24 protein-coding genes and 1 pseudogene are annotated in these 25,782 nt (G+C 65.2%); 13 read left to right on the top strand and 12 right to left on the bottom strand.

The features are described from left to right. Positions 1–768: 768 nt before the first annotated feature. Positions 769–1,674 carry an IS1595 family transposase gene (locus EAH84_RS12220; protein WP_140872294.1) on the top strand — a complete coding sequence of 302 codons (906 nt, stop codon included), beginning with the start codon at positions 769–771 and terminating at the stop codon, positions 1,672–1,674. A 713-nt stretch (positions 1,675–2,387) separates the two neighbouring features. Here EAH84_RS12220 and EAH84_RS12215 read toward each other — a convergent pair. Further along, positions 2,388–2,918 (bottom strand): hypothetical protein, encoded by a 531-nt coding sequence (locus EAH84_RS12215; RefSeq protein WP_140872293.1) that lies wholly within the window; start codon positions 2,916–2,918, stop codon positions 2,388–2,390. A 1,033-nt stretch (positions 2,919–3,951) separates the two neighbouring features. On the opposite strand from EAH84_RS12215, the pseudogene EAH84_RS16625 reads away from it, so the two are divergent. Next, positions 3,952–4,101, top strand: a pseudogene (locus EAH84_RS16625) (IS30 family transposase); the annotation flags it as partial. Positions 4,102–4,275: 174 nt separating this feature from the next. Here EAH84_RS16625 and EAH84_RS12205 read toward each other — a convergent pair. Next, positions 4,276–5,088 carry a recombinase family protein gene (locus tag EAH84_RS12205; protein ID WP_140872292.1) on the bottom strand — a complete coding sequence of 271 codons (813 nt, stop codon included), beginning with the start codon at positions 5,086–5,088 and terminating at the stop codon, positions 4,276–4,278. A gap of 618 nt (positions 5,089–5,706) precedes the next feature. Between EAH84_RS12205 and EAH84_RS12200 the strand changes: the two genes are divergently transcribed. Continuing rightward, positions 5,707–6,399 (top strand): phosphatase PAP2 family protein, encoded by a 693-nt coding sequence (locus EAH84_RS12200; protein WP_241656584.1) that lies wholly within the window; start codon positions 5,707–5,709, stop codon positions 6,397–6,399. Here EAH84_RS12200 and galE read toward each other — a convergent pair. Continuing rightward, positions 6,396–7,400 carry a UDP-glucose 4-epimerase GalE gene (gene galE, locus EAH84_RS12195; RefSeq protein ID WP_140872291.1) on the bottom strand — a complete coding sequence of 335 codons (1,005 nt, stop codon included), beginning with the start codon at positions 7,398–7,400 and terminating at the stop codon, positions 6,396–6,398. The two genes, EAH84_RS12200 and galE, sit on opposite strands and share 4 nt — an antisense overlap. A 58-nt stretch (positions 7,401–7,458) precedes the next feature. Here galE and msrA point away from each other — a divergent pair, with 58 nt between their 5' ends. Then, complete coding sequence (gene msrA, locus EAH84_RS12190; protein ID WP_140872290.1) at positions 7,459–8,001, top strand: peptide-methionine (S)-S-oxide reductase MsrA; 543 nt, start codon at positions 7,459–7,461, stop codon at positions 7,999–8,001. Between the two features lie 66 nt (positions 8,002–8,067). Then, positions 8,068–8,355: a hypothetical protein gene (locus EAH84_RS12185; protein WP_140872289.1), complete on the top strand. Its 288-nt coding sequence runs from the start codon at positions 8,068–8,070 to the stop codon at positions 8,353–8,355. Here the strand turns inward: EAH84_RS12185 and EAH84_RS12180 are convergent. Beyond that, complete coding sequence (locus EAH84_RS12180) at positions 8,352–9,305, bottom strand: L-threonylcarbamoyladenylate synthase (RefSeq protein WP_140872288.1); 954 nt, start codon at positions 9,303–9,305, stop codon at positions 8,352–8,354. The genes EAH84_RS12185 and EAH84_RS12180 overlap by 4 nt on opposite strands. Before the next feature lie 39 nt (positions 9,306–9,344). Here EAH84_RS12180 and EAH84_RS12175 point away from each other — a divergent pair, with 39 nt between their 5' ends. Continuing rightward, complete coding sequence (locus EAH84_RS12175; RefSeq protein ID WP_140872287.1) at positions 9,345–11,069, top strand: acyl-CoA dehydrogenase; 1,725 nt, start codon at positions 9,345–9,347, stop codon at positions 11,067–11,069. Here the strand turns inward: EAH84_RS12175 and EAH84_RS12170 are convergent. From EAH84_RS12170 to EAH84_RS12160, 3 genes are read right to left on the bottom strand one after another with little or no spacing between them, the layout of a single operon-like run. After that, positions 11,066–11,704: a heme exporter protein CcmB gene (locus tag EAH84_RS12170; RefSeq protein ID WP_140872286.1), complete on the bottom strand. Its 639-nt coding sequence runs from the start codon at positions 11,702–11,704 to the stop codon at positions 11,066–11,068. The two genes, EAH84_RS12175 and EAH84_RS12170, sit on opposite strands and share 4 nt — an antisense overlap. Continuing rightward, positions 11,701–12,267, bottom strand: coding sequence for a heme ABC exporter ATP-binding protein CcmA (gene ccmA / locus EAH84_RS12165; RefSeq protein ID WP_140872285.1), 567 nt, complete (start codon positions 12,265–12,267; stop codon positions 11,701–11,703). The genes EAH84_RS12170 and ccmA overlap by 4 nt, the downstream gene beginning before the upstream one ends. Further along, positions 12,264–12,674, bottom strand: coding sequence for a metallopeptidase family protein (locus EAH84_RS12160; protein ID WP_241656583.1), 411 nt, complete (start codon positions 12,672–12,674; stop codon positions 12,264–12,266). The genes ccmA and EAH84_RS12160 overlap by 4 nt, the downstream gene beginning before the upstream one ends. Before the next feature lie 47 nt (positions 12,675–12,721). Between EAH84_RS12160 and EAH84_RS12155 the strand changes: the two genes are divergently transcribed. Beyond that, entirely contained in the window at positions 12,722–13,024 is a 303-nt protein-coding gene (locus EAH84_RS12155) for a 4a-hydroxytetrahydrobiopterin dehydratase (protein ID WP_140872283.1), read from the top strand. Here the strand turns inward: EAH84_RS12155 and EAH84_RS12150 are convergent. Beyond that, positions 13,021–13,815 (bottom strand): SDR family oxidoreductase, encoded by a 795-nt coding sequence (locus EAH84_RS12150; protein WP_140872282.1) that lies wholly within the window; start codon positions 13,813–13,815, stop codon positions 13,021–13,023. The two genes, EAH84_RS12155 and EAH84_RS12150, sit on opposite strands and share 4 nt — an antisense overlap. A gap of 57 nt (positions 13,816–13,872) precedes the next feature. Here EAH84_RS12150 and EAH84_RS12145 point away from each other — a divergent pair, with 57 nt between their 5' ends. Beyond that, positions 13,873–14,622, top strand: a complete 750-nt coding sequence (locus tag EAH84_RS12145; RefSeq protein WP_140872281.1) for an ATP-binding cassette domain-containing protein — start codon at positions 13,873–13,875, stop codon at positions 14,620–14,622. Between the two features lie 109 nt (positions 14,623–14,731). Beyond that, a complete protein-coding gene (locus EAH84_RS12140; RefSeq protein ID WP_140872280.1) occupies positions 14,732–16,270 on the top strand; it encodes an ABC transporter permease/substrate-binding protein in 1,539 nt (512 codons plus the stop codon). A gap of 1 nt (position 16,271) precedes the next feature. Here EAH84_RS12140 and EAH84_RS12135 read toward each other — a convergent pair whose 3' ends face one another. The 4 genes from EAH84_RS12135 to EAH84_RS12120 all read right to left on the bottom strand — a co-directional run bounded on the left by EAH84_RS12135 (position 16,272) and on the right by EAH84_RS12120 (position 21,480). Then, positions 16,272–18,968 (bottom strand): TonB-dependent receptor, encoded by a 2,697-nt coding sequence (locus EAH84_RS12135; protein ID WP_140872279.1) that lies wholly within the window; start codon positions 18,966–18,968, stop codon positions 16,272–16,274. 64 nt (positions 18,969–19,032) lie between these two features. Further along, positions 19,033–20,061: a glycosyltransferase family 4 protein gene (locus EAH84_RS12130; protein ID WP_140872278.1), complete on the bottom strand. Its 1,029-nt coding sequence runs from the start codon at positions 20,059–20,061 to the stop codon at positions 19,033–19,035. Positions 20,062–20,083: 22 nt separating this feature from the next. Next, on the bottom strand, positions 20,084–20,941 hold the full coding sequence (locus EAH84_RS12125; protein WP_140872277.1) for a UDP-2,3-diacylglucosamine diphosphatase: 858 nt from the start codon (positions 20,939–20,941) through the stop codon (positions 20,084–20,086). 101 nt (positions 20,942–21,042) lie between these two features. Next, positions 21,043–21,480 (bottom strand): MarR family winged helix-turn-helix transcriptional regulator, encoded by a 438-nt coding sequence (locus EAH84_RS12120; RefSeq protein ID WP_140872276.1) that lies wholly within the window; start codon positions 21,478–21,480, stop codon positions 21,043–21,045. 120 nt (positions 21,481–21,600) lie between these two features. Between EAH84_RS12120 and hppD the strand changes: the two genes are divergently transcribed. The 4 genes from hppD (at position 21,601) to EAH84_RS12100 (ending at position 25,421) form a co-directional block, all read left to right on the top strand. Then, positions 21,601–22,665 (top strand): 4-hydroxyphenylpyruvate dioxygenase, encoded by a 1,065-nt coding sequence (gene hppD / locus EAH84_RS12115; protein WP_140872275.1) that lies wholly within the window; start codon positions 21,601–21,603, stop codon positions 22,663–22,665. A gap of 111 nt (positions 22,666–22,776) precedes the next feature. Then, the gene (gene hmgA, locus EAH84_RS12110) at positions 22,777–24,054 is read left to right on the top strand and encodes a homogentisate 1,2-dioxygenase (protein ID WP_140872274.1); all 1,278 of its coding nucleotides are present in this window, start codon (positions 22,777–22,779) and stop codon (positions 24,052–24,054) included. Further along, positions 24,051–24,689, top strand: a complete 639-nt coding sequence (gene maiA / locus EAH84_RS12105; RefSeq protein ID WP_140872273.1) for a maleylacetoacetate isomerase — start codon at positions 24,051–24,053, stop codon at positions 24,687–24,689. The genes hmgA and maiA overlap by 4 nt, the downstream gene beginning before the upstream one ends. Positions 24,690–25,073: 384 nt before the next feature. Beyond that, on the top strand, positions 25,074–25,421 hold the full coding sequence (locus EAH84_RS12100) for a hypothetical protein (protein ID WP_140872272.1): 348 nt from the start codon (positions 25,074–25,076) through the stop codon (positions 25,419–25,421). Positions 25,422–25,782: the final 361 nt, after the last annotated feature.

The following is a 25,782-nucleotide window of genomic DNA, read 5'->3' as shown; positions in this document are numbered from 1 at the left end:
CTACGCAAAGCCGGGATCGTGCTGCTGTCGTCTATCCGACGCCCTTTGATCGTCATCCATGGCCTGCCCCCGCCGCGACCCACTGTTGCTTATCGCCAGGATGCCACGCCCGGTGGCTGCGTCAATCTGCTTGGATCAACCGGCAAGACGCCCCGCCCCAGATACGCGAGGACGGGGCGTCCTGCTGTCCGTGAGGCAATAGCGCCTCGCTGTCCTGCTAGACCGCGAAGGTGGAGAAACCCTATCGATTTGGTGGCAAACCACCGCACCATTACAACGCGAAGTGGGGCGGGGCGCTCTTCTCGTAGTGACAGCTGCATGCTGCACTTCGTCGGGGGCGACCGCAAGCCCTCAGATAGTTGACGCAAATCCGCTCGGCGAGGAAGGTGAACACGAAGTCTCCATTTATTTCGAGAACGGCGTGCGCCTCCGCCCAGCGCTCCTGATCAGGCGTCACAACGCGGGATCACGCGACGGGAGTCGAGAATTTATCCCTAACAGCATCTTAGGCTTCTTTCAGCGGAACCGGCGGGGCCCTCGCGGCTTCGTGCAATCAGCCAGTTGGCGTGAAGGGATGTCAGTCACAAATCGAATTGATGAGGGACATCATCTACGCGCGATGCCGCGGTACAAGCTGTTTCAACCGACTGAGATGAACTTCGAGGGTGCGAATTGGCGAGTTCACATATTGAACCTCTCAACAGGTGGGGCTTTAATATAGCCGTTTATCCCCTTGACCCACCCTACGCATTCGGCTAGTTAGAATGCATGAGCAAGTCGCCCTCCGCATCGCCCGCCCTTTCGGTTCGTGAGTTCTTCGCGCGCTTCCCGGATGAGGATGCGTGCCTGACCCACATTATGGCCGTGCGCTTTGGTGGCACGACGATGGATTGCCCCGATTGCGGTTCGGTTGGCGTCACGTTCCACAAGCTGCGCGAGCGCCGCGTCTATGCGTGTCCCGAGTGCCGCTTCCAGATCGCGCCGACTGCCAACACCATCCTTCACGACACGCGCACCCCGCTCGTCTCGTGGTTCTATGCGATGTATCTGTTCTGCACGACGCGCCACGGCGTTAGCGGCAAAGAGCTACAGCGCCAGCTCGGCGTGACGTATAAAACGGCCTACCGGATCGGGATGCAAATTCGCACGCTGACCGCCAAGGCTGACCATTTCGACACGCTGCTGTCCGGCCATATCGAGGCTGACGAGGCCTACGTCGGTGGTCGCTCGCATGGCGGCAAGCGCGGTCGCGGCGCACCCGGCAAAACGATCGTGATGGGCCTGATCGAGCGCGAAGGCCGCACGGTCGCCAAGGTCATCCCGAACGTGAAGAAGGTGACGCTCCGCGAGGTCGTTCTCGACAACGTGGAGCCCGGTTCGATCGTCTCGACCGACGAGCTTATGTCCTACGGCTTACTCACTGGCGACGGCTACCAGCACGGCACCGTTAGCCATGGTAAGAAGGAATGGAGCTACTACGATTACGGCCACAAGGCGCAACACCACGTCAACAGCGTGGAAGGCTTCTGGCGGCTGTTCAAGGCGTCGGTTCGGTCAACCCACGTCGCGATCAGCCCTAAACATCTACAACGCTATTTGGACGAGTTCACTTTCCGTGCGAACCATCGCGAGCGCGTGAACGGGATGTTCGACCTGCTGGTAGGGGCGCTTTGATGAGCGCTGACAAACGGTCGCCGAACAAGGTCTCGTCAACCTCCAACGCCCCGTCGCGTTCGGCTTGCCGGATGAAGGGCTCTAAGTCCCCCGCCGCCAATGCGGCTGATAACGTGACCCGTTCCAATGCGTGTCCTCTCGTCATGATCGAATGGGAAGACAGCGCGCAACCCATTCCGGCGTGGTCCTACCTAGCATCTTTCGAAGCCCCAGGCATCATTCTCTGCGCTTCGGTCGGATGGATGATACGCGACGATGACGACATGAAGGCCCTTGCCCCGAATATGGGGGCCATCAACGACGAACGCAGCATGCAAGTGTCTGGAGTGATCCAGATACCCACACGCTGCGTCCTACGCGTCACTCACCTAGATGAGCCGGATGTTACTTCCGGCGCTGTCCGGGTGTCTGATCCTGCCCCAAAGCGGAAGCGGCAACGCTCCGCATCTGTGCAGGCGTTGGCTTGATCGCGCCCGACAGGATGCCGGATGCAACTGTGGAGACCTTCGAGGAGGTCTGGCGAGACGGTGGTGATTTAGCCATGAGAGGCTCCTTTTGTTGACGGATTCGATAGATTCGCGTAGCTAAGGAGCCGTGACCGAGAGCGATCCCGGCCACGGCGTCCACTAGCTCCTTAACAAGAGCAACGGGTAGCTAAGGGGCTGTAACCCCCGCCACCCTGCGGAATGGTCGAACATTCCTGTGGTCTCCTTCTATTGCGCGGCTAGCGCGGTTTCTGAGCCGTCCGCGGGCTTCCCGTTGGGCGGCTCATTCTCGTTGGGCGCTAGCGCGCCGGGATTGTCGGCTTGCTCAGCGGTAGCCGCGAGCTTCCAGACCATCCCCTCCAATATGATTTCTTCATCGCCCTTCATCCGCGAGAGCTGAGGGCTAAAACTGGATCGAATGATATCGGTGCGCCCCCACGCGTTGTGGAAGAAGTCCAACATCATTCTAGCCGTTGCGCCGTTCGGGAACTGTTCCGCCAGCGCCTTACGGACTAGCTCCTTCATCGTTAGATCGCGGATCGGCTTGACCGCCTGTTTCGACCAATAACTAAGGGCGAATTGGCTGGCCCCGTGCCCGCGCGCCTCTAGGCGCTCAACCTTGGGCATTAGCGCCTTTTCCGCTGTCCTCGTATCTGCAAGCTCAGCCTCCAACACCTCGATCTCCCGGCGCGCATCCGCGATCCGAACCTCTAGCGAGGCGCGAAGATCGGCAAGGGCTTGGCGAACGGTTCTGTCCATTTATCGGCGGTAGCACAGACGAGATTCCGGCGCAAGTCCGTGGCGTTGCTTTAACCATTGTTGAGCCGCAACGCGCTGAATCCCGCTATGGACTCCTTTTGTTCTAGTCATTACAAGGTGTGTGTAGGGGATAAACGGCTTAATATATGCTGCAGATTCGCCGCTGATCGGGGAGAGCGTTCGAATACGCTGTGGTATTCGATGGCTATCTGCTCGCGTCGCTTGGCGAAGCCAGCGACGATTCCGACTAGCATTCTCAGTGGCGCTTAGCGACGCCGATGTGAACCTGATCATTATTGCGGAGGAGGAGGCCGTGGCAACCGCATCGCGACGGCTGGCGGGTCGGGCGACGTTTTCAGAGCCTCGGGCGTTATGAGCCACCAACCGTGAAGATAACCGGAGGCGCCGGTTGGCGAGTATGATCAACTGTTTCGAGCCTCAACCGTGCGTCGCACCAAGCCTGAATTCCGAGGTACTGCGATCCCCCGGTTATGATGACGAACGAGCTGCCCGATCTGCAGGGCCAAGCCTTATCGCGCAAGCCGGGGTCAGGCGTGCCGGGGCCTCCCCGTCAGTACGCGCATGGGCGAGATCGCGACACCCCCGTCCGTCGACGGTAGATTGCATGCCGTATGCTACAACCGCACACATCAATGCGTGGGTCCCATTTTGAACCCGATCGGGTCGCTACAGGCTTAAGGGCAAGTTGACCACGACGTTACCGACGCTCATCTTTCGTTTCGACACTCCGACATCGTTTGAAACTCCCTTTCTTGACGTCGGAGCGTCACCCTATTGATACCGTGCAAGTTCACCACCCGGTTGGTTACGTTCGGGTCGGGTTCGGCGCCATCGGCGGTCATGCGGAGCGGTCGGCGTACATGGCTTCCGGCCATGCGGGCGCTCTACACTCTATTTCCAGCAATGTGGTGGATTCTCGCTCGTTAAAAGGTTGATTATCGCCGCGGCTGGCAGCTCCTCGATGAACGACCCGCCAAACTCTGCTCCATCGATCCAGCGCACGTCCGCGCGATCCGCGATCGGCACGCTCATCGAACGCACCACACGCTTTACGATGCTGCTGCATCTTCCGCGCATGAAAGGCTGTAGGCCGGGAGAGACCGTGAAGAACGGGCCACCCCTGGCAGGGCATGGTACCGAAGCCGTCCGCGATCGGGCTGCAAAAAATTGTGTTTGGAGTCGCTGGCGATCGTCCCGGGGCGTAGTAGCTTCCAACGGTGCGTCGCGACGGGACACGGGGCGGAGCGCCATGTATTAGGGCGACCTTCCGAACGGTTCCATCGCGCGCTACCCGATGTGTCGCTGCTCGTGGGCGTCGGGGCCTCGATCTTCGTCATCAGCGTCTGCGCCGTGCTCGTCGCATGCTGATTGGACGTCGACGTAACCCTCTAATTCGGGACGACCCTGCTGACGATTTGGTTAAACGTGGTCTGGGGCAGCGGTCGTTCGAAGTCGATTCCGTGATTACAATCTCGCTGCCACGCGATTCATCCATTGCTCGGCGAACTTGCGTCGCACTCCATAGCCCGCCGCGCGCTGTCCTAACGCCGGCGGTATTAAGGCGGTCGGCAATCTGGCGAAGGGATAACTTCTCACTGCCAGCCAAGGCCGCGATCTGGCGACGCACGTTCGCGTTGCGATCTGCCGCCGCCTCGCCCCTGACCGCCGCACTAGCGACGGCGCCGCGCTTCCAGTCGCTGATATTTCCCCTAACACCTCCAAGTTGCACCCCCCGCGCCTTAGCCGCCGTTAGCGCTTCCTTGGTGCGGTAGGAGATTGCCCTGCGCTCCTCTTCTGCGACTGTTGCCATGATGTGAATTGTGAGTTCGTTCGCCTCCGGCATGTCCGCCGCGACAAAGGGCGCTCCGCTGTCCCGTAGAACTGCCAGAAACGCGACATTGCGCGATAGCCTGTGCAGCTTGGCGACTACCAGGATCGCGCCTGTGAGGTCGCATGCCGCCAGTGCGCGGGCTAACTCTCGTCGATCGTTGCGCCTACCGCTCTCGATTTCCGTGAACTCGCCAACCAATATGCCGGACATGCCGGTCAGATAACCCTCAACGCCCTTGCGCTGCGCCTCCAACCCCGAACCGGATCGTCCCGGTTTAGCAGCGCTGACGCAATAATAGGCGACGTATTTCGTGGTCATGGTGGCGTCCCATTAATAGCAATGAGTGGTCCAGGCTGCCTTTCCTCGGCTGCCGGAGGCAAGATGTCGAGGGCGTGTGGGCTGTCTCTATTTTCCTTCCTGAGCGGATTGGGCTTCGCCGCAATGCTACGAGGAGCAATGGCCGTGATGATCGTCAGACGATTTCCCACCACATCGCGGGCCGCCATTTCGAACGCCTTAAAATCATCGGGCTTCGCCGCCGGATCGGGGCGGAGCCGCTCGAGCTGCTGCTCGCCGACACGCTGAGCGTCGCGTTACGCTCCAACTCCACGACCACGACTGCAAAGAGCGGGCGTCGCACCACAATCAGCTCCGCGCGGTACGTAGAATTGCATGTCAAGCTTCACTCTCGAGGATCCCAGCGTAATTGCCGCAGGTTAGCGCGAAGCGCACGGGGTCCCGTTTCGGGGCATACCCACAGATGCGCTCCGGAAGCGTGAAACCCCCGACCGGTGTTTAAAAAGTTGCATTCCTCATGGCTTGTCCCGATCCTTCGCTGACGTACGAGAGGGGCAGTGAGGATCATCCAGTGGGGCATCGATGGGGTCATTTTCCGAGAACAACAAATTATCAGATGAAAAAGCAGTTGGTTAAACCATGAATGTGGTAGCCGGCGGACCCACCATCGGCGTCCAGGTCGGGGGGCGGCGAATGCCGCGCGAACTGATCGGCGCGGTGGTTGGCGCGCTCGGCATCGCGGGGTTCCTCGGGCTCGGGCTGATCGTGGATCGCTATCCCTTCGCGTTCGATCGACGCATCATGGCAGGGATCCGCGGGACCAACCCGCCCGCCTGGCTGGCCTATGCCGCGCGCGACGTGACCGCGCTGGGCGGCGGCGTCGTGCTGACGACCATCGTCGTGGTGGTCGTGGGTTTCCTGCTCGTCCAGCGCCTATGGCTGACTGCGCTGGCGCTGGCGCTGGCGACGCTGACCGGTGGCTGGGCGGTCGACCTGATCAAGCATGTGATCGTCCGCGCGCGGCCCGATCTGATCCCGCACCTCGTCGCGGCATCGGGCTATTCCTTCCCGAGCGGGCATTCGGCGAACAGCGCGATCGTCTATCTGACGCTGGCGGCGCTCGCGAGCCAGATCACACGGACGCGGCCAACGCGGATGTATCTCTTCGCGATCGCGATTCTGCTGTCGGGCGCGGTCGGGATCAGCCGCGTCTATCTTGGGGTCCACTGGCCGAGCGACGTGCTCGCCGGATGGAGCTTTGGGACGCTGTGGGCGCTCGGCTGGTGGATCGCGACCGCCAAGGCGCGCGCCGCGATCGGCGGCGAGCGCTAGCGGCCCCGCTCGGCGAGGGTGCGTTCCCAGGCGAGCGCGTCGGTGACGATCGTGTCGAGATCGTCGCGCCTCGGTTGCCAGACGAGCGCCGCGAGGATCGCACGATTGTCCGCGATCAGTTCGGCGGGGTCGCCCGCGCGGCGCCCCTCGTAGCGCCGTTCGATCGTCCGGTTGGTGACCCGGTCGACCGCGTCGAGCACCTGGTTGACCGAAAAGCCACGGCCATAGCCCGCGTTGAGGATATGCGAGTCGGCGGGGTTCGCGACCAGCAATTCCAACGCGGCGACGTGCGCGGCGGCCAGGTCGCTGACATGGATGTAATCGCGCACCCCCGTCCCGTCGACGGTGTCGAAATCGGTCCCGAATACCGACACCGCGTCGCGCCGCCCCGTCGCCGCCTCGACCGCGATCTTGATCAAATGGGTCGCCCCCACGGTCGACTGGCCGCTGCGCCCCACCGGGTCCGCGCCCGCGACGTTGAAATAGCGCAGCGCCGCGTAGTTGATCGGATGCGCCGCCGCGACATCGCGCAGCATCGCCTCGCTCATCAGCTTCGACATGCCATAGGGGTTGATCGGGATTGTCGGATCGCCCTCCTGCACCGGCACGCGCGCGGGGGTGCCATAGGTCGCGGCGGTCGAGGAGAAGATGAAATGCGGCACCCCGCCTGCGACCGCGCTCTCGATCAGCGATCGCGTCGCGGCGGTGTTGTTGCGATAATATTTCAGCGGATCGGCGACCGATTCGGGAACCACCACCGATCCGGCGAAATGCATGATCGCGTGGACGCGGTGATCGCGGATCGCACCGCGGACAGCCGCGTCGTCGGCGACGTTCGCCACCACCAGCACCGCCCGCGGATCGACCGCCCAGTCGAACCCGGTGACCAGATTGTCGACGACGACGACCTCATGGCCCGCATCGAGCAGCGCCAGCACCGCATGGCTGCCGATATAGCCCGCCCCGCCCGTCACCATCACCTTGCCCGCGGCATCCACCATCGACACTCCTTTCGATCGCGATAGCCTTTCCCTACATGGTGGGAAAGGAGACTTCACGATGACCGATTATGTGACGCTGGCGGGCGGCTGTTTCTGGTGTACCGAGGCGGTGTTCAAGGATGTGATCGGCGTCCAGAGCGTCGAAAGCGGCTATATCGGTGGCCATGTCGACGACCCGACCTACAAACAGGTCTGCAGCGGCGCTACCGGGCATGCCGAGGCGATCCGCATCGGCTACGATCCCGACCAGCTCGATCTCGGCGACCTGCTCGACATCTTCTTCGCGACGCATGACGCGACGCAGCTCAACCGGCAGGGCAACGACGTGGGCACGCAATATCGCTCCGCGATGTTCCCGGTCGACGATGACCAGAAGGCGGCAATGCACGCCGCGGCCGACCGCGCACAGGCGACCAGCGACAAGCCCATCGTGACCACGATCGAGCCCGAGTCGACCTGGTATACCGCCGAAGGTTATCACCAGGATTATTGGGAGACCGAGGGTCGTTCCAATCCGTATTGCATGGCTGTGATCCCGCCCAAGCTGCAGAAATTGCGCAAGAGCTTCGCGGCGCGGTCGAAGGCCGGGGTTGCGGCCTGATCGGAACTAAATGCGGACACCCCCTGTTTAATTATCTTAAGTGAACGAAATTACTGGGGACTAAACATGAAACCGATCCTTGCGCTGGCATGCCTTGCCTTGCTGACCGCACCTTTAGCGGCCTGTGGCGGCAATGGTGACGACAAACTCGCCGGACGCGTCGAGGATGCAGCGGATAACCGCGCCGACCAGATGGAGGCAATGGCGAGCAACTTGGAGGATCGTGCCGATCGGACGCGGGACATCGGCGAACAGCGCGCCGATGCGATTGATGCCGCCGACATTAATGCGCAGGCGATGAGCAATGCCCAGAAGGACGAAATCGTCGCCAACCAAGCCGCCGCGGTCCGCTAACGCGTCGCCGCGCGCTTCAATCGATCGTTGATCGCCGCCCCGATTCCGTCATGCGGGATCGGGGCGGTTGCAATTCGCGGTTGTGGCGCGGCGTCCGCGCGATGGAGCGCATCGAACAGCCGCGTGGCGGCTTCGGCCAAATCGGCACTGCGCGACAGATTCTCGTCACCCTCGATCACGCCGAAGCCGATCAGATATTCGTCGGGGTTCGCAAGTGCGGCATCGAGCCGCAGCGGTTTCGACGGCGCGTAGTGACTGGCAAGCTGGCCGGGCGCGATGAGCGTTCCCCCGCGGAGGCGGGGGTACAGCTCGGAAGTCGAAGCTGGCCCCCCGCCTCCGCGGGGGAACGCACGTGTCAGTTGCTCCGCTGTGATCGGCCCCGGCCGCAAGATCGTCCGTCCGGCGACGATCGTCGATTCGAGCCCTGCCGCGCACGCGCCGTCGTCGATGATCAGCGGCACCCGCCCCCCCAAACTGCTCGCGACATGCGCGGCGCGGGTCGGGCTGATGCCATTGCTCGCATTCGAGCTAGGCGCCGCGAGCGGCACCCCCGTCGCCGCGAGCAGCGCCTGCATCGCGCGATGACGCGGCACCCGCACCGCGATCGTGTCGAGCCCGGCGATGACCAGCGCCGCGACCCCTGCCTCCGCGCGTACCGGCAACACCAACGTCAGTGGCCCCGGCCAGAACGCCGCCGCCAGCGCGCGCGCGTCATCGCCGAACACCGCAATCCGCTCCGCCGCTGCCAGATCGGCAACGTGGACGATCAGCGGATTGAACGCCGGTCGCCCCTTCGCCGCATAGATCCGCGCGACCGCAGCGGCGTTGGTCGCATCGGCGGCCAGGCCGTACACCGTCTCGGTCGGCACCGCGACGATCCCGCCGCCCCCGATGATCGCGGCGGCGGCGGCGATCACGTCGTCGTCATAGCTGCGGATTTGTGGAGTCATCGCGGGCCGCTATAGCGCCCCGATACCAGGAGAGAAACAATGCCCTTCACCCCCGCCATCACCGAACAACGGTTCGTCCTCGACCGGATCGTCGCGATCGGCGAACTCGGCGCGACCGACCGGTTCGCGGCTGCGAGCGATGATGTCATCGATGCGGTGCTCGAAGGCGCTGGCGCACTTGCGGCAGGCGAATGGGCGCCGTTGAACCGCATCGGCGATACCATCGGCGCGAAATGGACCCCCGATGGCGTCGTGATGCCCGACGGCTTCGTCGCGGCGTATCAGGATTACGTCGACGGCGGCTGGGGGACGATCGGCGTGCCCGAGGAATTCGGCGGCCAAGGCCTGCCCTTCGCACTCCAGACCGCGGTGCTCGACACGCTGGGATCAGCGAACATGGGGTTCGCACTGTGCCCGACGCTGACCGTCGGCGCGATCGAGGCGCTCAGCCATCACGGGTCGCCCGAGCAGCAGGCGCTCTACCTCCCGCATCTCGCGACCGGCGCGTGGACCGGCACGATGAACCTCACCGAACCGCAGGCGGGCAGCGACGTCGGCGCGCTGCGTACCCAGGCGACCCCGCGCGGCGACGGAACATGGTCGATCAAGGGCACCAAGATCTACATCTCGTTCGGCGACCACGACATGGCGAAGAACATCGTCCACCTCGTCCTCGCTCGGACCCCCGGCGCCCCCGAAGGGACGCGCGGGATTTCGCTGTTCCTCGTCCCCAAATACCGGCTCGACGCCGACGGCAAGCCCGGCGATTTCAACGACGTCCGCGTGGTGTCGATCGAGCACAAGATGGGGCTCCATGCGTCTCCAACGTGCGTGCTGAGCTTCGGCGACCACGACGATTGCATCGGCGAACTGATCGGCGCGGAACATGGCGGGATGCGCGCGATGTTCACGATGATGAACAACGCGCGCCTCAACGTCGGGCTTCAGGGCGTCCAGATCGCGGAAGGTGCTACGCAGGCAGCGGTCGCCTATGCGCGCGAGCGGATCCAGAGCGCCCGCGCCGGATCGCCCGACAAATCGCCTGTCGCGATCATCGACCATCCCGACGTTCGCCGCATGCTGATGCGGATGAAGGCGCAGACCCAGGCGGCGCGCGCGCTGGTCTATTACGCCGCGGGGCAGGTCGATCGCGCGACGCTGGGCGAAGACGGCGCGATGAACCGGCTCGAGGTCGTGACCCCGCTCGCCAAGGCGCACGGTACCGATCTCGGCAACGAGGTCGCCAGCCTCGGCATCCAAGTCCATGGCGGCATGGGTTTCATCGAGGAAACCGGCGCGGCGCAATATTTCCGCGAGGCGCGGATCACCCCGATCTACGAAGGCACCAACGGCATCCAGGCCGCCGATCTGGTCGGCCGCAAGCTCGGACTCGGGCACAATCAAGACGGGGACGGCGCGTTCGCCGCGCTGATCGCCGACATGCGCAGCGAGGCCAAGCATGAACGCCTGATCACCCTTATTGATGCTTGCGACGCGATCGGGCGACGGCTCCAGACCGCCGATGCCGACGACCGGCTTGCGGCGAGCTATCCGTTCTTGACGATGCTGTCGGTCGCGACCTGCGGCTGGCTGATGGAGCGCGAAGGGCGCGCGGTGCCCGACAGCGAATTCGGGCGGATGAAGGCGGCGTCGGTGCGCTTCTACCTCGATCAGATCGTCCCCGAAGCGCTGGGTCTCGACGCGGCGGCGAGTGCAAGCGCCGACGTGCTCTACGCGCTCGAACCCGAGGCGTTCGCGGCTTAGTCCATTCCTGCGCGGATCGCCGCGCCCGCGACGAACGGCGCGCCCGCGGCCAGCATCAGGCTGACCGCGGCGAGCAATTTCAACGCGCTGGGACCGCCCTCGATCGCACCCGCGCCGAAAATCAGCAGCGGGATCGCGAGCGGCAGCATCACCAGCCCCGCGATCGCGCCCGCACCGCGCAGCCCCGCGACCAGTGCGCCCGTCGCCACCGCGAGCGCGGCAAGCCCCGGCGTGCCGATCGCCAGCCCCGCCTCGACCGTCATCAGCGTCGCGACGGGCAGGTCGAGCAGCGCGGCGGCGACGATCGTCGCGAGCATCAGCGGTGGCGCGAAGGCGAGCCAGTGCGCGACCATCTTCGCCGCCGCGGTCGCTGCCATCGACACCCCGCGCACCGCCAGTTGATCGAGCACCCCCGCATCGAGATCGGGACCGACCAGTCGCTCGACCGGCAACAATGCCGCAAGCAGCGCCGCCGCCCAGATCACCCCGCCACCGACCCGCGCCAGCAACGCGGTATCCGGCCCGATCGCGAACGGGAACAAGGTGGTCACCAACAGGAAGAACGCGACGACCAGCGTCGCGCCCCCGCCCGTATAGGCCCGGCGCGCATCGCGCAGGATCAGCGCGGGGATCATGGCCGACCGCCGAGCGCGATCGACGTTGCGCCGATCATCGTAATCGGCTGGTGCGTCGCGACCAGCGCGATCCCTCCCGCCGCACGATGTCCCGCGATCAGCGTCTCGACCACTTCGACCGCGCCGGTGTCGAGACCATTGGCGGGTTCGTCGAGCAGCCAGATCGACGCGTCGCTTGCCAGGATGCGCGCGATCGCCGCCCGGCGCCGCTGCCCGGTCGACAGGATGCGGACCGGCGCGTCGGCCATCTCGCCCAGCCCCAGCGCATCGAGCGCGGGCAACGCGCGGTGGTTGCCGACCCAGAAGCCGAGCGCCTCGCCGAGCCGCCGTTCCGGGTCGAGCGCATGTGCCTCGGTCAGCAGCGCGACGTCCCCCACGCGCGTCACCGCCCCCGCCGCCCCCGCAAGCAGCCCCGCCGCGATCCGCACCAGCGTCGATTTGCCGACGCCGTTGGGGCCGCTGACCAGCGCGGCATCGCCCGGCGCCAGGTCGAACGAGACGTCGGCGAACAACGCCCGCCCCCCGCGCGCGCCCGCCACCTGCTCGAAGCGGAGCGCGGTCAATCCGCGACCGACTCTTCAAGCGCGTGCATGTCGGCGTCGCTCAGCCCGAAATGATGCCCGATCTCGTGGATCGTCACATGCGCGACCAGATCGTCGAACCGCACCCCGGTTTCGCACCATTCGGCAAGGATCGCCTGGCGATAGAGATGGATGCGATCGGGCAGCGCGCCCGATTCCATCGACGATTTATCCCCCACCGGGCGTCCGTGATAAAGCCCGCTGAGCTCGAGCGGATGGTCGATCCCCAATGCTTTCAGCGTCTCGTCATCGGCATACTCTTCGACGATCAGCACGACATCGCCGAGATGCGCGCGGAATGCGTCCGGCAGCCGCGCGATGGTGGCGCGCGCGATCGCCTCCATCGCATCGGCGTCGGGCGCTTCACCGATGGGGGCTTGCCGGGTCATGGCGCTAGCCATACCCGTGGTTGCTTCACAGCGGCAAGGAATGAGCGATGGCGGCGATCGAACCCCTCAACGACACCGAACGCGCCGAGGCACTCGATGGCCTGGCCGAATGGGATTACGACGACTCGCGCGACGCAATCACCCGGACGATCGTCTTCTCCGATTTCGTCGAAGCGTTCGGCTTCATGACCCAGGTCGCGATGCTCGCCGAGAAGGCGGATCATCATCCCGAATGGAAAAACGTCTATAATCGCGTCGACATACTGCTGACGACGCACGACGCGGGCGGCCTGTCGGAACGCGACATCGAATTGGCCGAGGCGATCGACGGCGTGCTCGGCGAGGATTAGCCTTCGCTGCCGAGCCCGCGCTGCATCCGCTTGCGCAGCGATCCAGGCATCCACCGCGCCGCAAAAGCCAGCCGGTGTGCGGTCTTGCCGACATAGGTGTGGACCTTGGTCCCGTGCACTGCATCCCACGCGGCTTCAGCGACCGTGTCGGCGCTCGTCAGTTCCAGCCCGGCCGCGATTACGCTTTCACGGATCGACCGGTTGGTCCGACCCGCAATCCCGTCGAGCAGCGGGGTTTCGATGAAGCCCGGAATAATGTCGCGCACCCTGACGCCCGCCCCATGCCATTCGCCGTCGAGCGCCTCGGTTAGCGCACGCACCCCGAACTTGGTCGCCGAATAGGTCGCGAGCCCCGACGAGCCGTAGATCGCAGAGGCAGACGCGGTGTTGAGCAGGCACCCGCGCGACTTCGCCAGATAGGCGTACCCGATCCGCGCGCCGTTGATCACGCCCATCAGGTTGATCGCGACGGTCCGGTCGAGTTCGTCGAAATCCGCCTCGGCGAGCGGCCCGCCGGTGCCGATCCCAGCGTTGTTGAACAACACGTCGAGCCGCCCCCCGCTCACGGTCGTGAAGCTGTCGAGGTGCGCCACCCATGCCTCGCGGTCGCGGACGTCCATGACATAGCTTTGCGCCATGCCGCCGCCCATCAGCGCGATCGTCTCCGCAAGTCCTGCGGCGTTGACGTCCGCGATCCCGACCCGCCAGCCGCGCTGCGCGAACAGCCGCGCGGTCGCGCGCCCAATCCCCGATCCGCCACCGGTGATGAAAATCGCCTTGACCTCGCTCATGCGTCGCTCCTGCGTATCGTTTGACGGGTGGCGCTGCATCGCCCATCGTTCTTACCGATGCCAGCCAATTCGATTGCGTTCGACAACCTAACCAAACGGTTCGGGCAGACCGTGGCGGTCGATGCGGTGTCGCTCGCCATCGCCGGCGGCAGCTTCGTCGCGCTCGTCGGCGCATCGGGATCGGGCAAATCGACCTTGCTCAAGATGATCAACCGGCTGATCGAACCGACCGAGGGCCGCGTGACGATCGATGGCCGGGATGTCGCGGACGGCCCCGCCCCCACGCTCAGGCGGCGGATCGGTTATGTCTTCCAGGGCGTCGGGCTGTTCCCGCACATGACGGTGGCGGAAAACATCGCGATCGGCGCGCGGATCGCGGGCGACACCGTCGATATCGGTGCAGCGCTCGATCAGGTCGAATTGCCGCGCGATGTCGCCGACCGCATGCCCGACGAACTGTCGGGCGGCCAGCGCCAGCGCGTCGGCATCGCCCGCGCGCTCGCGCCGGGCGCCAAGCTTCTGCTCCTCGACGAGGCATTCGGCGCGCTCGATCCCGTCACCCGCGACGCCTTGGGAACCGAAATCCGGCGGCTGCACGCCGATCTCGGCCTGACGACCGTGTTGGTGACGCACGACATGGCGGAGGCGCTGCTGCTCGCGGACCGGGTGCTGGTCATGAGCAACGGGCGGATCGTGGCAGACGCGACCCCCGCGCAGCTCGCAAGCGGCGGCGGCGGCGAGGAGGCACAGGCGCTGGTCGCGGTCCCGCGCGAACAGGCCGAGCGGCTCAGGGCGTTGGCAGAGTGAGGGCATCAACCGTTCGCCCTGAGCCTGTCGAAGGGCAGTCGCGCGACAGCGGTTTCGTGTCTCACCGTGCTTCGACAGGCTCAGCACGAACGGGGAGAGGGCCGCTACGATGACCCCCTTCCTCGATGCCCTTACCCGCGTACCCCCGCTGCTGGCCCAGCACGTCCTGCTCGCGGGCGCGGCGCTGCTGATCGGAATCGCGATCAGCCTGCCGCTCGCGGTCTGGTCGTCGCGCAACGAAGGCGTGTCGCGCCTTGCGCTCGGCTTCGCGAGCCTCGTCCAGACAATCCCCAGCCTCGCGCTGCTCGCGCTCTTCTATCCGCTGCTGCTGTGGCTGTCGGGCGTCGTCGGTGGCGGCATTCCGGCACTCGGCTTCCTGCCCTCGCTGATCGCGCTGACGCTGTACGCGCTGCTGCCGATTCTCAGGAACGGGGTCGCGGGGCTCGAGGGGATCGATCCCGCGGTGCGCCAGGCCGCCGACGCGGTGGGCATGACCCCCGCGCAGAAGCTCCGCCTCGTCGAGGCCCCACTCGTCGCGCCAGTGCTGATCGCGGGCATCCGCACTGCCGCCGTGTGGACGATCGGCGCCGCGACGCTGTCGACGACGGTCGGTCAGCCCAGCCTAGGCGATCTGATCTTCGCGGGCCTCCAGACGCAGAACTGGGCGCTGGTGCTCGCGGGCTGCGTGTCGGCTGCGGCGTTGGCGCTGTGCGTCGATGCGCTGATCGGGCTGATCGAGCGCGGGCTGCGGACCCGCCGCCGTGGGCTGTGGATCACCGGCGCGGCGCTGCTGCTGGCGGGCGTCCTCGCTGCGACCGCGCCGCTGTGGGCGCAGGGGTCGGACAAGCGTACCGTGGTCGTCGGCGCCAAGAATTTTGCGGAACAATATATCCTCGCGCGCGTCATCGGCGATCAGCTCGAACACGCGGGCTACCGGGTGGAGTACCGCGACGGCCTGGGGTCGGCGGTGATTTTCGGCGCGGTCACCGGCGGCGATATCGATGTCTATGTCGATTACGCGGGCACGATCTGGACCAACGAGATGAAGCGGCACGACATTCCGCCGCCCGCCGAGATGGTCCCCGCGATCGGGGCCTGGGCCGCCGCGACGCACCATGTCGGGCTGGTCGGCGCGCTGGGGTTCGAGAATGCCTATGCCTTCGCGATGAAGACCGACGCGGCGAAGCGGCGCGGCATCACAAGCCTCGCCGACCTGATTCCTGCCGCGCCGCGCCTCGCGCTGGGCAGCGATCTCGAATTCCTCGAACGCCCCGAATGGGCCGCGGTGAAAAAGGCCTATCCGCTCCGCTTCGCGAGCGCGACGCCGTTCAGCCCCACCTTCATGTACCGCGCGCTCGCCAGCGGCAGGGTCGACGTGATCTCCGCCTTCTCGTCCGACGGACGGATCGCGGCCGATCACCTCACCGTGTTGACCGACCCGCGCCACGCCATCCCGGGCTACGACGCGATCCTGCTCGTCGCCCCCAAACGCCGCGCCGACGCACGGTTTCTGGCCGCGCTCAAGCCGCTGGTCGGGCGCGTCGGCGTCGACGCGATGCGCACCGCCAACTATCAGGTCGATCGCGACGCCGACAAACGCTCGCCCGAACAGGCGGCGAAGTGGCTCGAGAACGCGATCGGGCTTTAGCTCAGAAGAACAATTTGCGGATGCTCAACCGGATCGACCGTCCGAGCGGATCGAGATAATCAGGCTGGAAGCTCACCGGCGTCGCCCCCATCGCATCGGTCACCCGCTGACGCGAGTTGAGCAGATTATCGAACGACAGCGTCACCCGCGTGCCGCGCAAAAACGGATGCGCCTTCACCCATTCGAGCCGCCCGCCCAGATCGCCGAACAGCCGCAGGTTGAAGGTCGTGAGCGATCCGAAATCGAGCGCGGTCGGGTTCGCGGGCGTGCCGCCGTTCACCCGCGTCCCCTGCATGTAATTGCCCGATAGCCGCGCGCCGAGTCCGTTGTTGGTATAGCCCGCCTGCACCTCGACCTCGTTGCGCGCCTGCCCGCCATTCTGGCCGATCGCATCGCCATGAAGCAGGTCGAGCCGTGGCCCGCCAGCCGCGACGAGCACCGTATCGGTCAGGTGCAGCGTGTGATAGACCGCAAACTGCAGCCGTCCGCCGCCGCCGCCACGCCCGCCCCCGCCGCGTCCGCCAAAGCCGCGAAGACCACCGCGCCCGCCACCGCGGGCCTCTTCCGACGGCGGTCCTTCGCCCGCCTGAGGTGTAGCCGACGCACCCTGGCCGGCCTGCGTCGGGGCACCCGCCTGCCCGGCATTCGCCGATCTTGCCCCCGATGGCGTGGTGCCGCCCGGCGGCGTCTGGTCGTCCGCGCCGTCGCGCCGGCGTCGCTGTCCGGGAAAACTCATGCCTGCGAACGGATTGGGACCGGTTCCGGCGCGATACGCCTCGATTTCCTTCTGGATCTTCGACGTCAGCCGCTTCGAGAAGTTGATGCCCCAGCGTAAATTCGAACTCTCGGTGCGCGCATAATTGATCGAGCGCGTATCAATCCTCAGCAGATTGCCCGCCTCGTCGCGCGTGAACCGCGTCGGAAACGCAGCCTCGATCGCCGCGGTCGGGGTCGGGAAGCCCGCGATCGGATTATCGGTGTGCTGGCGCGTGTAATTGGCGGTCAGCGTCAGGTCGGTCTGGTCGAACGGCTTCAGCGTCAGCCCGATCTTGTCGACATGGCGGTTGTCGGCGGTGAGAAAAGGATTGCCGCCACTGATCGTCGTCGCCGTTGCGGTCGTCCCCGCGACATAGTCGAACACGCGCACATTGGGCGTCGTGATCACTGGATTGCCGAGTTGCTGCGCGCTCGGCGCTTCGTCCTGATCGCTGACCGAACCGATCAGGCGGACGCCCTTCACCGGCGACCAGTTCGCGCCATAGCCATAGGTCGTCAGCGTACCGAAATCCGACACCTGCTCGATCGCGGCGTTGCCGTTGAGCGAAAGGTCGCCGATCGCCGCCAACACCCCCTTCGATCGGCTGGTGATCGGCAGGTCGATGTTGATCTGCGCATTGCCGCGCTGGCGAGAAATATCGCCCGATTGGATCAGCCCGCTACGATAGGATCGGCTCGACAGGTCGGTCGTCTCGCCAGTCAGCCGCAGGCTGGTCGATACCGCGCCCGCGGGCAGCGAGAAGGGCGAGCCGTTGATCAGCGCGTCGACCTTGCCCGCGTTCGAGACCGACGAGCCGCTGTTGTAGAACCGCGCGGCAAGATCGCTCCGCGCGAACGGCCCCGCCGGGTTGGCGATCGGATCGCCCGCGGCGACTCGCGCCTGATACGCCGTGGCGTCGAAGCCGGTATCGCTGAAATTGCGCGTATCGACGTGATCGTACGCGCCCGTCAGCGACCATTGCCAGCCGTCGATCGCGCCGTTCAGCGTGGTGCCCAGATGCCCCGTGATCGACCGGCTATTCTGCGCCAGCGGCACGAAGCTGCTGCCGTCGAACACCCCCGACACGCTGGTCGCCGCGCCGCCGGTCGCGAACGGGCTTGTCGCGGGGACGAGGAAGGTCGCGCCGGGAAGTCCGTTCAAGCCCTTGCTCTCGCTCGATTCGATCGCACCGTTGAACGTCGCCGACACATTGCCGAAATTGCGCGCATAGACCGCGTTGGTCTGAAGCTCGCGCGAAAAGGGCAGCAGCGTCCGAAACGGGCGCTGGTCGAACGCTGACGCCGTACCGCCGGCGACCGGCGCCGCGATGGCGCGTTCGCTCTCGGTCAGCGCCGACGACGACTTATATTCGCTATGCAGCTGGAAACGCCCGCTATTGCGGATTTTGAGCAGGTCGAGCTCGGCCTGCGGCGCATTGCGCCCGCCCTCGGTCGCGATCCGATCGGTCAATTCGCCCGTCACCGCGCCAAAGCGACGACGCAGGACGATGTTCACGACCTTCTGGTCGGCGCGAAAGCCGTATTTCAGTGCGACCTCTTCGGCCAGGATGTCGACCCGCGCGATCGCCTCGGTCGGGATGTCGCGGATTTCGCGAAACCCCGCGATCCGCTTACCGTTGAGCAGCACCACCGGCGGTCCGCCGACGCCGCTCTGCGTCTGCGGCGCGAGTTCGGTGAGCAGATCGGCGACCGAGCTGACGCCATAGCTGCGGATGTCCGATGGACCCAATTGCTGTTCGGGCGGGATGTCGCCGATCACCGCGCCGGGCAGGTTGCGCTGCCCCTCGACGATGATGTCGGGTTCGTCGGAGATCACGGGCTCGGCCGCCGCTGCGGCGGATGGCTGCTGGGTTGGCGGCGCTTGCTGCGCGCTTGCCATGGCGGGAGCGCTCGCGGCGATCAGGAACAGAAAGATACGCATGGACAGGCCGCCTCGACTTGGGGAGCGCGGCGACTAAAACCCAATTGTCGCAGAATTGTGCCGGTCAGGCGGCGAGCAGATGCACGCCCCGCTCGATCGGCACCAGCGCGTCGAGAAATTGCCGCGCGCTCGCGGGCCAGCTGAACCGTGCGGCAAACGCCGAACAGATCGCCCGTGGGCGCGTCAGCGCATCGGCGATCGCATCATCGAGATTCTCCGCCATCGCGCCGACCCGGTGGTCGATGACGTCGAGCGGCCCTGCGACCGGATACGCCGCCACCGGCGTGCCGCACGCCAATGCCTCCGCCATCACCAGACCAAAGGTGTCGGTGCGGCTCGGGAAGACGAGCACGTCCGCGCTGCGATACGCCGCGGCGAGTTCGGCGCCGCGGCGCGCACCGAGAAAATGCGCCTCGGGAAACCGCCGCTCGAGGTCGGCGCGCGCGGGGCCGTCGCCGACGACGACCTTGGTGCCGGGATGCGCACAGGCGAGGAAGGACTCGACGTTCTTCTCGACCGCGACACGCCCGACATAAAGCTGGATTGGCCCCCCCAGCGCCATGACCGCGGGATCGCGCGCGCCGTCGGTGCCGAAGGTCGCGAAATCGACGCCGCGGCCCCAGGGGCGGATATGGTCGATCCCGTGCTCGCCCAGCAGCGCCGCCACCGATGGGGTCGAAGCGAGCACCGCCTGCGCCGGCGCATGGAACCAGCGGATGTAGCGCCAGATCCACGCCGGGTTCGCGCCCGTCCGTGCCGCGACATAGTCGGGGAATTGGGTGTGGTAGGCGCTGGTGAAGGGCAGTCCCTGGCGCAGGCAATATTTCCGCGCGGCAAGGCAGATCGGCCCCTCGGTCGCGAGATGGATCGCCTCCGCCCCGAAGTGCTCGATCCGCCGCCCCACGACGGCCGAGCGCGCGAGCGCCAGGCGAATTTCGGGATAGGTCGGGCACGGCATCGACACGAAGCTGTCGGGCGCGATGACCAGCACCTCGTGCCCCAGCGCCTCGAGCTCGCGGCGCACCGCCTCGAGCGTGCGAACGACGCCGTTGACCTGCGGGGTCCAGGCGTCGGTGACGATGGCGATGCGCATGCGTATGTCCTCTCGGTCCGGGTCAGGCGGCGATGGCGATAATGGCGGCGTCGGTCGTGCGGGCGGCGATCTCGTCGGCCCAGTGGAGCAACTCCATCCGCCCGTCGTGATGCTCGACCAGCGCGGTGCAGCCCTCGACCCAGTCGCCATCGTTGAAATACTGGATGCCACCGATCTCGCGCGCCTCGGCGGTGTGGATATGCCCGCACACGACGCCGTCGACCCCGCGGCTGCCCGCGGCATGCGCGACGACCTCCTCGAACTGCGAGATGAACGCGACCGCGTTCTTGACCTTGGCCTTGGCGTGTTTCGACAGCGACCAATAGGGCATCCCCATCCGGCGGCGTGCGGCATTGACCCAGCGGTTGACCGCCATCAGCGCGGTGTAGGCGGTGTCGCCCAGATACGCGAGCCAGCGATGCGCGAGCGTGATCGCGTCGAATTCATCGCCGTGGAGCACCAGCAGGCGGCGGCCGTCGGCGGTCTCGTGGATCGCCTTGCGCCGGATCGAGACGCCACCGAAATCGAGTCCCGAAAACTGGCGGAACACCTCGTCGTGGTTTCCGGGGATATAGACGACGCGGGTGCCGCGCTTGGCGCGTTTCAGCAGCCGCCAGACGACGTCGTTATGCGCGACCGGCCAGTAGAACTTCTTCTTCAGCCGCCACCCGTCGATCATGTCGCCGACCAGATACATCGTATCGCTGTCGACATGGTCGAGGAAATCGATGAGCAGGTCGGCGTTGCAGCCGCGCGTACCGAGATGGACATCGCTGATCCAGATCGTGCGATAGCGGCGGCGCTCGACAATCCGTTCGGGAATCGCGGGCGTCGAATGCAGGAAATCGGCGATATCGGCGACATTTTCTAACGGCGGCATCGGCAGGCTCCCGGCTGTCGTTCGAAGCCTATGCCATACGAATAAGTCCCGCGTGTCTCACCCTGGTGACAGTCGCGTGCCAGTGCGATGACGGTTTCAGGTCAGGCATCGCGTGCCAGCGTCTCGATCCGGCGCAGCATCGTCATGAATTGCGCGACCTCCACGGGCTCGAAATGCGCGAACAGCCGCGCCTCCAGGTCGAGCGCCTTGGGCGCGACCGCGGCGTAAAGCTCCTCCCCCGCCGCGCTCAACCGCAACAAATGCGAGCGGCGATCGTCGGGGTTCGCGGTCCGGGTCAGAAGTTCGCGTTCGACCAACGCGATCGCGGCGCGGCTGACGGTGACCTTGTCCATCCGCGTCCGCTGTCCGATCGCCTGCTGCGTGATGCCATCGCTCTCCGCGATCACCGCGACAAGCCGCCATTCGGGAATGTTGAGCCCGAACAGCGCCTCGTACGTCTTGGCGATACCGTCGGACACCAGGTTGGACACGACCGACAACCGGTACGGAATGAAATCGTCGAGAACGAGCCGGGCCATCTGCCCGATCGTATCCGATGCAACCGGTTTGGCAAAACCCGGTTTGGCAGATCCCGATTTGGCAGATCAGGGTCGATATGGTATCAACAGATACTAATTCACCGTATCAGGAGTCGCGACATGGACCATATCGACGTCAATCCGATGGGCCTCAACGGCTTCGAATTCTGCGAATTCACCTCGCCCGATCCCGAGCAGCTCGCCGCGCAGTTCGAGGCGATGGGGTTCGTCCCCGCCTCGACCCACCCGACCAAGGCGGTGACGCGCTACAAACAGGGGCGGATCAACCTGCTCCTCAACCGCGAAGATAGCGGCCACGCCGCCGATTTCCGCAAGGAACACGGCCCCTCGGCGAGCGCGATGGCGTTCCGCGTCGAGGATGCCAAGGCTGCCTATGACGCCGCGATCGAACGCGGCGCGAAGCCCGGCCCTGCGGGCGCGGCGCTCGGCGACATTCCGGTGCTCGAAGGCATCGGCGGATCGCTGCTCTACCTCGTCGACCGGCATGGCGCGAAGGGGACGATCTACGACAGCTGGGATCAGGTGCCCGGCGCCGCCGAAGCGGAAGCGAAGAACAACGTCGGGCTCGATATCCTCGATCACCTCACCCACAACGTCCGTCGCGGGCAGATGCGCGTATGGTCGGAATTCTACGGCCAGATTTTCGGCTTCGAAGAGCAGAAATATTTCGACATCAAGGGCAAGGCTACGGGGTTGTTCAGCCAGGCGATGATCGCCCCCGACAAGGCGATCCGCATTCCCCTGAACGAAAGCCAGGACGACAAGAGCCAGATCGAGGAATTCATCAAGGATTACAATGGTGAGGGCATCCAGCACCTCGCGCTGACGACCGGCGACATCTTCGAAACGGTCGAGCAACTGCGCGACCGCGGCGTCAAGCTGCAGGACACGATCGAGACCTATTTTGAACTCGTCGACAAGCGCGTCCCGGGCCATGGCGAAGATCTGGCGCGGCTCAAGAAGAACCGTATCCTGATCGACGGCGACGTCGAAAACGAGGGCATCCTGCTCCAGATCTTCACCGAGAATATGGTCGGCCCGATCTTCTTCGAAATCATCCAGCGCAAAGGTAACGAAGGCTTCGGCAACGGCAATTTCCAGGCGCTGTACGAGAGCATCGAACTCGACCAGATCCGCCGCGGCGTCATCACCGTCGACGCGTAAACCATCGTCACCCCAGGCTCGTCCCGGGGTCCATGCTTCCGCAAACGCAACCGCCGATGGATAAGCGGCACGATGGATGCCGGAACAAGTCCGGCATGACGAAAGGACGTTATGACCGATTACATCCCCGGCTTCGGCAATCACGTCTCGACCGAGGCGGTCCCCGGCGCGCTCCCCATCGGGCGCAATTCGCCGCAGAAACCCGCGTTCGGCCTCTACGCCGAGCAGCTGTCGGGTACTGCCTTCACCGCCCCGCGGCACGAAAATCGCCGCTCGTGGCTCTACCGGATGCGCCCGACCGCAGAGCATCCGCCGTATGAGCGCTACAAGGGCGCCGATCGGTTCGCTCCCGGCACCACGGACGATCCGCTAGCGCCCAACCGTCTGCGCTGGGACCCGATCGCGTCACCCGACGCACCAGTCGACCTGATCGACAGTATGACGACGATGCTCGCCAACCGCGATCCCGCCGATCTGGAGGGCGTCGCGCTCCACGTCTATGCCGCCAACCAGGACATGACGACCCGCGTCTTCGTCGATGCCGACGGCGAATTGCTGTTCATTCCGCAGGAGGGGCGGCTCGACCTGCTGACCGAACTCGGCCGGATCGCAATTTCACCCGGCCAGGTCGCGCTGATCCCGCGCGGCGTGAAATTCCGCGCCCTGCTCCCCGATGGCACCGCCAAAGGCTATGTCGCCGAGAATCACGGCGCGTTGTTCCGGCTGCCAGACCTCGGCCCAATCGGCGCCAACGGCCTTGCCAACCCGCGCGATTTCGAAACCCCGGTCGCGTGGTTCGAGGATCGCGACGAGCCGACCGAGGTGATCCAGAAGTTCATGGGCTCGCTCTGGTCGATGACGCTCGATCACTCGCCGCTCGATGTCGTCGCGTGGCACGGCAACCTCGCGCCATGGCGCTACGATTTGTCGCGGTTCAACACGATCAACACGGTGAGCTTCGACCACCCCGACCCCTCGATCTTCACCGTGCTGACCAGCCCGTCGGACGTGCCGGGCCGCGCCAACGCCGATTTCGTGATCTTCCCGCCGCGCTGGATGGTCGCGGAGGGCACGTTCCGTCCGCCGTGGTTCCACCGCAACGTGATGAGCGAGGGGATGGGTCTCATCACCGGCGCCTATGATGCAAAGGCGGAAGGGTTCCAGCCCGGCGGGATCAGCCTTCACAACCTCATGTCCGGGCACGGCCCCGATGTCGCAAGCTGGCAGGGCGCGAGCGCCGCCGACCTCCAGCCGCAGAAGATCGAGGGGACGATGGCGTTCATGCTCGAAAGCTGCTGGCCGTACAAACCGACCCGCTACGCGCTCGACCGCGCGCAGTTCGATTACGACGCGGTGTGGAACGACTTTCCCAAGGCAAAATTGCCGTGATCCTGCACGGTTACTGGCGATCGGGTGCGGCGTACCGGGTGCGGATCGCGCTCGGGCTGAAGGGCCTCGCCTATGATCAGGTCAACCACGACCTGCGCACCGGGGCGCAGGCCGCGGCGGGCTACACGGCGCTCAACACGCAGCATCTCGTGCCGACGCTGGTTGCAGACGACACGGTGTTGACGCAATCGAGCGCGATCCTCGAATGGCTCGAAGAGACCCATCCCGCGCCTCCCCTGCTTCCCGCCGACGCGACGGCGCGCGCGATCGTACGCGCGATGGTCGCGATCATCGGCGCGGATACGCATCCGCTCCACAATTTGCGCGTCCTCAAGGCGCTGGCCAGCGACCTCAACGCGGACCCGATTGCGGTACAGCGCTGGGCCGCGCGGTGGATCGGTGACGGCTTCGCGGCGCTCGAACCGCTGATCGCGCAGTACGGCAACGGCTTCGCCTATGCCGACACCCCGACGCTCGCCGACTGTTTCCTGGTGCCGCAACTCTATTCGGCGGAGCGTTTCTCGCTCGACCTGACACCCTATCCGCGGCTGGTCGCGGCGGGGGAAAAGGCGCGCGCGCTACCCGCCTTCGCCGCCGCGCACCCGAGCCGCCAGCCGGACGCCGATCAGGCGTGAGCGATCCACACGGGGACCGGCTGACCGGCTTACCTGGAGCTTCGATGTCAAACGCGATGATCGTCAAGAGGAACAACCGTCCGATCCGTCCTCTCCGCTTCTCGCCTAGTGGGGCGCAACATGTGACGCGGGAAGGGCAGACGACGCAAACCCATCCGAACTGACGCGTAACCTGCTTGATTTTGGGTCGATTTGAGCGACCCGTTGTCGGAACGCGCGCGAAACCGGCAGCGGAGGCTGGGGTTGGCGGCAGCCAGGGGCAAAGAGCGCCGGGACGGGGAAGTTATGGTGGATTAGACGATCGCTCAATAAGATGGCTATGCTCGGCTATTTGCCGAACTGAAGCGACGTTGGAAGGAACCGAGCGGACATCCGACCTTCGGATTGTTTTTCATCGGCAGCTTCTTGATGTTCGCCGCTGTCGGTGTGTGGCTGGAGTTCTTCAAGCTCTGCGTCGGCATCGGTCCCGAACCCGGGACGGCGGTGGCGCTGCGAACGGCAATCGCCACGTATTTTCCCGCGGTGCTCGGCTCTTCCGTGCTGCAGCTGTTGATCTCCGAAACGCTCCGCAGCTTGAGAGCGTTGGCGTTCCTAATCGGAATCCTGTTTGGAGCACTGGCACTAGTGCTCGTGTTCGCGGCAAGTCTCGCGAACTGGGCCGCAATAATTCTGGGTCTGATCGCGAGCGCCGCAGCCCTTTCGTGCTGGCGGATCGTCTACGCTGCGGGATGATCCCATGCCTAAGCCCGAGGTCGCCACGGGCGATGTCGATCCGGTCGCGCCACTCATGGGCGACGACGCCCTGAGCGGCTTCCAGTCGTAGGAGTTGGCGAGGACGACATTCCCATATGTGACGCCCGCGATCCTCGTCGAACAGCCGCTCGGTGAATTCGACATCGCGAAGCTCCCCGCCCGCCTGTTGCTCGAGGTTTGCTTCAGCGACGTCTTGACTGTGAATAAGCGTCGAAGCGGGACCCTCGCCAGACTCCCGGTAACAACTTGTAAAGGAAAAAGAATATGAGGTTATAGGGGTCCCGATCGGCGCCGATCGGAACCCCTAAAACATCCATATTATTATCCGTTTTCAGATAGT

The sequence above is a fragment of the Sphingomonas oligophenolica genome (assembly GCF_006438955.1).
GTDB classification, from domain to species: Bacteria; Pseudomonadota; Alphaproteobacteria; order Sphingomonadales; family Sphingomonadaceae; genus Sphingomonas; species Sphingomonas oligophenolica_A.
This window is presented reverse-complemented; position numbering and strand designations above follow the sequence as displayed.